This window comes from Geodermatophilus sp. SYSU D00700, from assembly GCF_054050255.1.
In genome coordinates, this window is sequence record NZ_JBJGZA010000032.1 from 44885 (window position 1) to 52743 (window position 7859).

At 74.9% G+C, this 7859-nt stretch carries 10 protein-coding genes and 1 pseudogene; 4 read left to right on the forward strand and 7 right to left on the reverse strand.

The features are described from left to right. The first annotated feature begins 413 nt into the window (after positions 1 to 413). On the forward strand, positions 414 to 683 hold the full coding sequence (locus tag ACI79V_RS18995) for a hypothetical protein (protein ID WP_456891711.1): 270 nt from the start codon (positions 414 to 416) through the stop codon (positions 681 to 683). Positions 684 to 907: 224 nt separating this feature from the next. On the opposite strand, the gene ACI79V_RS19000 is transcribed toward ACI79V_RS18995, so the two are convergent. Continuing rightward, on the reverse strand, positions 908 to 1537 hold the full coding sequence (locus ACI79V_RS19000; protein WP_456891713.1) for a hypothetical protein: 630 nt from the start codon (positions 1535 to 1537) through the stop codon (positions 908 to 910). Positions 1538 to 1584: 47 nt separating this feature from the next. Further along, complete coding sequence (locus ACI79V_RS19005) at positions 1585 to 2223, reverse strand: hypothetical protein (RefSeq protein WP_456891715.1); 639 nt, start codon at positions 2221 to 2223, stop codon at positions 1585 to 1587. Positions 2224 to 2491: 268 nt separating this feature from the next. Here ACI79V_RS19005 and ACI79V_RS19010 point away from each other — a divergent pair, with 268 nt between their 5' ends. From ACI79V_RS19010 to ACI79V_RS19020, 3 genes are all read left to right on the forward strand, one after another. Continuing rightward, positions 2492 to 2800, forward strand: a complete 309-nt coding sequence (locus ACI79V_RS19010) for a hypothetical protein (RefSeq protein ID WP_456891717.1) — start codon at positions 2492 to 2494, stop codon at positions 2798 to 2800. Positions 2801 to 2803: 3 nt separating this feature from the next. Next, on the forward strand, positions 2804 to 3445 hold the full coding sequence (locus tag ACI79V_RS19015; RefSeq protein ID WP_456891719.1) for a mechanosensitive ion channel domain-containing protein: 642 nt from the start codon (positions 2804 to 2806) through the stop codon (positions 3443 to 3445). Between the two features lie 508 nt (positions 3446 to 3953). Beyond that, positions 3954 to 4658: a hypothetical protein gene (locus ACI79V_RS19020; protein ID WP_456891721.1), complete on the forward strand. Its 705-nt coding sequence runs from the start codon at positions 3954 to 3956 to the stop codon at positions 4656 to 4658. 544 nt (positions 4659 to 5202) lie between these two features. Here ACI79V_RS19020 and ACI79V_RS19025 read toward each other — a convergent pair. From ACI79V_RS19025 to ACI79V_RS19045, 5 genes and pseudogenes are all read right to left on the reverse strand, one after another. Beyond that, complete coding sequence (locus ACI79V_RS19025; RefSeq protein WP_456891723.1) at positions 5203 to 5898, reverse strand: metallophosphoesterase; 696 nt, start codon at positions 5896 to 5898, stop codon at positions 5203 to 5205. A gap of 6 nt (positions 5899 to 5904) precedes the next feature. Then, positions 5905 to 6084: a hypothetical protein gene (locus ACI79V_RS19030; protein WP_456891725.1), complete on the reverse strand. Its 180-nt coding sequence runs from the start codon at positions 6082 to 6084 to the stop codon at positions 5905 to 5907. Beyond that, positions 6081 to 7091: an alpha/beta fold hydrolase gene (locus ACI79V_RS19035; protein WP_456891727.1), complete on the reverse strand. Its 1011-nt coding sequence runs from the start codon at positions 7089 to 7091 to the stop codon at positions 6081 to 6083. Before ACI79V_RS19035 ends, ACI79V_RS19030 begins: the two co-directional genes overlap by 4 nt. Continuing rightward, positions 7088 to 7369 (reverse strand): annotated as a pseudogene (locus ACI79V_RS19040) (phosphatase PAP2 family protein); the annotation flags it as partial. The gene ACI79V_RS19035 and the pseudogene ACI79V_RS19040, both read right to left, overlap by 4 nt. Positions 7370 to 7381: 12 nt before the next feature. Further along, a complete protein-coding gene (locus tag ACI79V_RS19045; RefSeq protein WP_456891729.1) occupies positions 7382 to 7738 on the reverse strand; it encodes a hypothetical protein in 357 nt (118 codons plus the stop codon). Positions 7739 to 7859: the final 121 nt, after the last annotated feature.

Below are 7859 nucleotides of genomic sequence, written 5' to 3' on the forward strand. Positions count from 1 at the left end.
CCGGCCGGACACGGAATGCCAGGTCTGGACAGTGGTCTGCTGCGTCATCCGGTCGTCATCCGCGGTCCTCCGCGGTGGTCCGCGCGTGTCAGGTGCGTGACAAACCCCACCGGTTCCCCACCGCGGCGGACCGGACGGGACACCATCGCGAGCAGTCCACACCGGCAGCGACGACGCCGCCGGTGTGGACCCACCGGTAGGCGGGGACGCGGACAACCAGTCCGACGGGTACCGCGCGGTCCCCGTCGGTTCCCCGGTCGGCGCGCCGTCGAGGACGCGACGTCGGGACCCGCCGGCTGCCGCCGCGGCGCGCAGGGGAGACCGAGGTCGGGGCTCGTGCCGCAGCCGACCTCCGCCGGAGCGCGGTCCGTACGCCACAGCCCCCGAGGACACCCTGCAGAGGACGGAGAGCGATGAGCGAGGCCGACAACGCCTGGCGAGTGACCCTGGACGGGCGCCAGCGCGACATCGAGGTCCGCCACGACACGCTGACGGGCGAGATCGTGGTGACCCTCGACGGGAGTGAAGTCGGTGAGGACCGCATGGTCGCCCGCGACAAGGCGGTCGACTTCGCCGTCGGTGACCACGTGGCGGTCGTCTCCGTGGCCTACGCGCAGCTCGGCCTCAGCGCTCGCAGCGCCTTGCACCTCGACGGCCGCTACGTCGAACCGCTGCGCCGCTGACCGGCGGCTGCGCCGCAGTGCCAGCACGCCCGGTCGTAGGGGCGCTGCCGGGTACGACCCGCCGCTGGCCCCTGACGACGGCTACCGCTCCTTCGCAGGCTCCTGACGGGTTCACGGATGGACCAGCCACGGAGCGTGTACCCGCCGGGTCCGCGGAGGTGAGCGGTGCCACTGGCCGGCGGGACGAGCGCGCCGGCCGCTGCCGCGGTGACCTCACGCCGGGGTCAGCTCCGCGCGGCCGCCGGGGCCTCCCGCAGATGGGCCGTCAGCCCGAGCCGGTCGAGTTCCGCGCGGGCGAGGACGTCGTGACGACCGGCCTCCAGATCGCCGACGGGGTCGTCGGTCAGCGTCCGCAGGTGCCGGTAGGGCAGCCGGTCGACGGCACGGTGGGCCAGATACGCCCGCAGACCCTCGTCCGGGGGTGACGAGGCCAACCTGAGTCGCAGGGCACCGACGTCGGCCCGATGGGCGAGGCGGGCCGGGAGGTAGGACCACAGCACCGGGGTCAGCGGGAGCAGCGCGATCGCGACGCCGAGCAGCACGCCCAGCCGCTGCACCGTGACCTCCAGGTCCGCCGCGCCGGCCGACACCTCCTGTGCCGCGGCCCGCACCTCGTCACCCAGCGCTCCGGTGTCGGCGCCGACGAAGGGAAGGCCCCGCAGGAACTGCAGTGCCTCACCGGCCCGGTCGGCGGCGCGGGCGGAGGCCTCGGCCGAGTCGCTCAGCGAGGTCAGCCGGCCGACCTCGTGGCCGGTCCATGCGCCGAGGACGACCCAGAGGACGACCCAGCAGAGCACCAGCCCGTCGAGCAGCCGTAGCCGGGATCGGTCGACGGCACCCAGCACCGAGGTCACGTGGCTCCTCGCTCTCCGGTGGTCGGACGGCTCGACCGTGGCGCTCGTCAGGCCGGAGCCGACGGCCCAGGTCCTGATGGGTCACGGGCCGCCGGCGCGTCGTCCTCGGTGGGGTCCTGGTCGGGGTCGTCGTTGGGGAAGTCGTAGGGCGGCTGGGGGTTCTGTCCCTCCGCGGAGACCATCACGTCGACGGTGACCTCGCCGGCCTCGGCGAAGGTGAAGGTGACGGGAATGGACTGCGAGGAGCGCAGCGACCGGTCGAGGTCGAGCAGGGTCATGTCGGGTGGGCCCTCGGCGCCGATGTAGAGGTCGTCGTTGGCGTCCACCTGCAGCGGCAGGCCGGTGCCGTCCTCGGTCTCGACCCGGACCCCGCCGAAGTCCGGTCCGCTGACGTCGACGAGCGAGGCCGGCTCGCCGCCGGAGTTGGTGATCGCCAGGAACAGGCGGGCGTCCTCGCCCTCCTCGTACACGCCATCGAGCGGGTACTCCAGCTGCACCTGGGCCAGGGCGAGGTCGTCGCCGACCCGGACGTCGGGCCCGACCGCGCCGCCGTCGACCTCCTGGCCGGGCTCCTCGAGGGGTGCGTCCTCGTCCAGGCGGTCACCGCAGGCGGTCACCGCCAGCAGCGCACAGGCGGCCAGGACGGACGCGCGGGCGCGGGCCGCGCGCGTCGCTCGATGGGTCATCGATACCTCCGGGCGTCGTCTGGGAAGGCCCCGGCGCCCCCGCGGGCGACCTCGGAGCCAGTCCGGCTGGCCGGTCGTGGCTGCGGGCGCCGGCATGACCGTTCCCTCTCGCATGGTCGGGGCCCCGCTGGCGGCGGGCCGGTCACACCGTCTTGCTGCCCGCGCCGTCCTGCCGGACGCGGGATCGGCCGGGATGTCACACGACCGTCACGTCCGCCCCGGCCGCCGGACCGGCAGCCGGGGCGGAGGGCGTCCAGACTCCGGTGACATGACCATCGAGGTCTTCGGTCAGGAGATCCGGCTGCTGTTCCTGACGGAGGAGAACGGCACCAAGGTCCTGCTGACCGCCGGGCTGGTGGTCGTCCTCCTGGTGCTGCGCTGGCTCGCCCGCGCCGCGGCCCGTCTGCTGCTCAGGGGCGTGCACAACGAGCAGGCGCGGTTCTGGTCCCGGCAGGGGATCAACCTGGCCGTTGCGCTCGCCCTCCTCTTGGGGGGCCTGTCGATCTGGTTCGACGACCCGGCCCGCCTGGCCACCGGGATCGGGCTGGTCACCGCCGGCCTGGCGTTCGCGCTGTAGAAGGTGATCACCGCGCTCGCCGGCTACCTGGTGATCCTGCGGGGAGAGACGTTCAACGTCGGTGACCGGATCACGATGGGCGGAGTGCGGGGCGACGTGATCGCCCTGGGGTTCATCCGCACCACCATCATGGAGATGGGGCAGCCCCCCGCCGTGCAGCCCGCGGACCCGGCGCAGTGGGTCCGGAGCCGTCAGTACACCGGCAGGGTCGTGACGGTCACCAACGACAAGGTCTTCGACGAGGCGGTCTACAACTACACCCGCGACTTCCCCTACCTGTGGGAGGAGCTGAGTCTCCCCATCCGCTACACCGACGACCGCGGTCGCGCCGAGCAGATCCTGCTCGACGCCGCCCGGCGGCAGACCGTCGCGGCCGACGACGTGCCGGCGGCTGCGCTGGCCGCGATGCAGCAGCGCTACTTCGTCCGGGAGGCGGACCTGGAACCGCGGGTGTACTGGCGGTTGACAGACAACTGGCTGGAACTGACCGTCCGATTCCTGACCGGGGTGTACGGGGTCCGCGACGTCAAGGACACGATGGCACGGGAGGTCCTCGCCGCGCTCGAGGAGGCCGGCATCGGCCTGGCCTCGGCGACCTTCGAGGTCGTCGGGGTACCGCCGCTGCGGCTGACCCCGGAGACCTGAGCGGAGCGGTGGTGTGGTCGGCTCCGTCCGGCACCTGCCCCACCTGGCCGAGGTGATCGGCCCGACGACTCCGGGTGCCGGGCCGGGGTTGATGACGATTGCGCGACGGCTGGTCGGGCCGGCGCTGACTGGCGTTACGCCTGCGTGACGGTCCTCCCGGACAGCGGATGACCGCTCCGAGGGCGGGCAGGTGGACCGGTGTCACCGATCCGTCCACCTGCCACGGTCGGCAGCCCGGGAGGAAGGCCATGACGCCCACCCCTCGCAGCTGCAGGCGCCCGGGTGCCGCCCGGGTCGCCGCCGCGGCGGTGTCCGCTGTCCTCGCCGCCTGCAGTGAGGCAGTGCCGGTCGACGACGGGGGGCGTCGGGCGAATCCGCCGCGGCGCCGCCCGACGAGGACGGGTCGGTGCCGATGGATGGTGCCCGGCGGGATGTCCCGCACGCACCGAGGGCCCGGTCCGGCGTGACGGCCGGCTCCGCCGATCGACGATCCGAGGAGTGAAGCAGCATGGCCACGAGCATCGAGCAGGACGTCCGGACGCCCGGGCGGATCACCGACCTGGTCCGGTGGGGGCCGGTGGTCGCCGGGGTGGTCATCGCCCTGGGCTTCTTCGCCCTGATGAACGTCCTGTGGCTGGCGCTGGCCTACAGCGTCGACGGCGGTGACGGGAACGGCTGGATCAGCGGCAACCTCGGCTGGTTCATCGGCGTGACCGCGGCCGCGGCCCTGATGCTGGCGGGCTTCCTCGCCGGTCTCCTCTCCGGGCCGCGAGGTGTCGCGGCCGGGGTGACCAACGGTCTCACCGCCTGGGCCCTGCTGTTCGTCCTGTCCCTGACCGCCGTCGTCCCGGGTGCGCTCGACCTCACCGACCAACTGGGCGCCGGTGTGCAGGACGGTCAGGCGACGGTGGGTGGACCACTGGGGACGGCCGGCGGCGGGTTCACCGTCGAGTCGGCGCTGTGGGTGAGCTTCTGGTCCCTGCTGGCCGGCGTGGTGCTGGCCGCACTGGGGGGCATCCTCGGCGGCAAGCTGCGGCGCCCGGTCGTGGAGGCCGAGCGCGACAGCCGCAACTCCGAGCCGCGGACCGTTGCGCCCGCAGCGGCCCCGGCCGCGGGGGTGACCGTGACAGACAACCACGTCGTCGATCGGGACCCGATCGACCGATCCGACGACACCACGGTCATCACGGAGGACGTCTCGCGTCGTCGTTGAGTCACCCGGGCAGGCGCTGAGGCGGCCTCATCCCTCCTCGGCACGGAGGCACCCGACCGCGTGCGGTCGGGTGCCTCCGTGGTCGCCGGGACCGCGTCCTCCTGGTCGCCGGATCCGCCCGCGGCACCGATCGGGTATCGGGTCAACCGGAGAGCCGGGCTGCGGGCCGACCACGGGCGGCCTCGGTCGCGGCCGTGCCGGTGCCGCCGTCCGTCCGATCGTCCTCGGCGGTGACTCCCGGTGGCGGAGGCAGCCCGTACCCCGCTACCGACGAGCGAGCAGCGCCGGCTCGGCCGTTCTCACCGCGTGCCGATCGCGGGGTCGGCGCCGCCGACCGGCGTGGAGAGCACGGGACGGGCCACCGCGGTCAGCGGGCGCATCACGCGGAGAACCGTGGAGGCAGGAAGAGCTCGACGGGCGTCTCGGCGTTCGTGTCGGGTGCTCCCTGCCGGTGTCCGGCGGCACCGGGGCACGACGACCGACCGAGGACCTGCCTGCGGGCAGGGATCTCTCGGGGGCGGTGGTCCACGGTGAGCGCGCCCGGTCACTCACCGGGACGCAGCTCGAAGAAGGCGACCTGCGGCGGGGCGTTGATCCGGATGGGGGCCAGGCTGAAGCCGATCCCGCAGGTCACGAACATGCGGTTGCCCGCCGCGCCGTAGCCCGGCGGCGCCCAACCGTCGGCGACGATCCGCTCCTCGCTGGTCAGCGCCAGGTACGCCCAGCGTGGTGTGCCGGGGAGGGCGACCTGCCCGCAGTGCGTGTGTCCGGCGAGGGTCAGCGGGGCGCTGCCCGGCGGCAGCTGCGGGAAGACGGTCGGATTGTGCACCAGCACCACGCGGGGGGCGTCGTCGGGCACGTCGGCCAGCGCCTGGTCCACGTCGACGAGGCCGGGGGTGTCGGGACCGATACCGACGACGTGCAGCGCCGGTCCGTCCGCACCCGCGGGTCCGGGCACCGGCGCGGCCTCGTTGAGCAGGACCGGCACGCCGGCGCCCTCGAGCGCGGTCGTCAGCTCGTCGGCCGCATCGACGGCGTGGTCGTGGTTGCCGAGGACGGCGAAGGTCGGGATGCCGGAGTCCAGCAGCGGGCCGAGCAGCTCGAGCAGGGTGTCGATCTGCGCCTCGATGCTGGGGTCGGTGCTGTAGACGAAGTCCCCGCCGAGCAGGGCGACGTCGGGCTCGGCGGCGGTGATGGTGGCCACCGCCCGTTCGACCATGCCGGTGTTGGCGAACCACATGCCCAGCTAGAGGTCGGAGACGACCGCCACCTCGGTGCCCGCCAGTTCCTCGCCGACGCGGGGCAGCGGCACCTCGGCGCGCACCTCGTCGAGGACCAGGCGGGGCTCCACGAACACCCCGTAGGCGAGGACCAGCGTCAGCAGGATGCCGAGCGCGGCGCCGATCCGCTTGAGCCAGCGGCTCACGATGCCCTCCGATCGTCGGTGCCGGCGCGGACCCGGGCCAGCAGGGCGCGCAGCGCGGCGGCCACCGCGCGGGGATGGGTCAGGGGCACCATGTGGCCGGCGCCGGGAACCAGCACCAGCCGGGCCGCGGGTCCGACCCGGTCGGCGAGCCGGCGGGCGGACCTGGCCGCGAGGGTGCCGTCGGAGGTACCGGCGAGGACCAGCACGGGGACCCGGCCCAGCACGCGGACGGCAGCGTGCTCGTCGTAGGCCGCGAGGCCGGCCAGGAACGCCGACACCACCGCCAGCGGGGTGGCCGCCCAGAGATCGACCATCGCGGCGACGGCGGGTTCCGGCGGGCCGGTGGCGAACAGCCGCCTGCGCAGCCACCGCCGTCCGATCCGGCTGCGGACCAGACCGGCCCCCTGCAGCACGGGAGCGCCCAGCCACAGCAGCCGGGCGGCCACCGGACCGAGCCCGGTTCGCAGGACGAGGCGGACCGCGGAGGGCAGCACGCCGGCCCGGGCGATCGGATCCGCGGTGGTGGACAGCAGGGCCACGCCGGCCACCCGCCCGCCGAGGAGCTCCGGGCGCTCGCGCAGCAGCGCCAGGACCGCCATCCCGCCCAGCGAGTGCCCCGCCAGGACGACGGGTGCGGTGTCCGTGCACGCGTCGAGGATCCGGCCGAGGTCCCGTCCCAGCCGGCGCACGGTGGCCGACCGGGGACCGGCCCATCCGCTGCGGCCGTGCCCGCGCTGGTCGTAGCAGACCAGCCGGACCGGGCTCCGCAGCGCGGTGCGGAGCGGGTCGAACACCGACGAGTCGGCGGCCAGGCCGTGCACCAGGACGACGGTCACCGGCGCGTCGACACGGCCGGTTCGCTCGACGTGCAGCGACACGCCGTCCTCGGTGCGCACACCGCGCGGGTCGCCGTGCCGCCCGCTCGTGAGGTGCCGGGTTCCGCGGAGCCGGAGGACGATGAGAGTCACCGCCGCCGAGGCCGCGGCGAGGGCCGCCCGTCCCTTCATCGCCGGGTCTCCGCTGCCGTCCGCGTGCCCGCCCCGGCCCGGGTACCGCGCCCCGGCGGGGGGAGCAGGAGGCGGGCGCAGGCGGTCACCCACAGACCCCCCAGCAGGAGACCGGCGACGACGTCCGTCGGGTGGTGGGCGGCGACGTACACCCGGCTGGTCCCGACGGCGAGCGCGACGACGACGGGTAGGGCGAGCACCGCCCAGCCCCCGCGTCCCCGCCCGTAGGAGAGGACGAGTGCCGCGGCCGCGCCGTAGGCGGCCGCGGCGGCGGCCGCGTGACCCGAGGGTCAGCTGGCGCCGGTCGGGAGACCCGAGGTGAGGTCGGCGACGGCCGGGCGCACCCGGTCGACGACCTGCGCGGTGATCCAGTACAGGACGACCTCGCCGGCCAGTGTGGTGGTGACGAACACGACCGGTCGCCAGCACGCGACCACGGCCAGGGCCAGCGTGGCCAGGACGAGGCCCAGGGCGACCACGATCCGGGTGCCGGCCAGGGAGCTCACCGTCTCCATGGCGGTGGTCAGCCCGCTGCTGCGGATCTCCACGAACCAGGCGACGACACCGCGGTCGACCCGGCCCAGCCAGGTGGTCGGCAGGAGGCCGGTCACCAGCAGGCCGAGCCCGGTGAGCAGTCCGGCCAGCACGAGCGCGACGACGGCGAGCCGGGCCGCGGGGGGGGGGGGGGGGGGGGGGGGGGGGGGGGGGGGGGGGGGGGGGGGGGGGGGGGGGGGGGGGGGGGGGGGGGGGGGGGGGGGGGGGGGGGGG

Excerpts from the sequence above, each read along its gene's own strand:
- ACI79V_RS18995 (WP_456891711.1), top strand. The coding sequence starts at position 414 with ATGAGCGAGGCCGACAACGCCTGGCGAGTGACCCTGGACGGGCGCCAG.
- ACI79V_RS19005 (WP_456891715.1), bottom strand. The coding sequence starts at position 2,223 with ATGACCCATCGAGCGACGCGCGCGGCCCGCGCCCGCGCGTCCGTCCTG.
- ACI79V_RS19010 (WP_456891717.1), top strand. The coding sequence starts at position 2,492 with ATGACCATCGAGGTCTTCGGTCAGGAGATCCGGCTGCTGTTCCTGACG.
- ACI79V_RS19020 (WP_456891721.1), top strand. The coding sequence starts at position 3,954 with ATGGCCACGAGCATCGAGCAGGACGTCCGGACGCCCGGGCGGATCACC.
- ACI79V_RS19025 (WP_456891723.1), bottom strand. The coding sequence starts at position 5,898 with ATGTGGTTCGCCAACACCGGCATGGTCGAACGGGCGGTGGCCACCATC.
- ACI79V_RS19035 (WP_456891727.1), bottom strand. The coding sequence starts at position 7,091 with ATGAAGGGACGGGCGGCCCTCGCCGCGGCCTCGGCGGCGGTGACTCTC.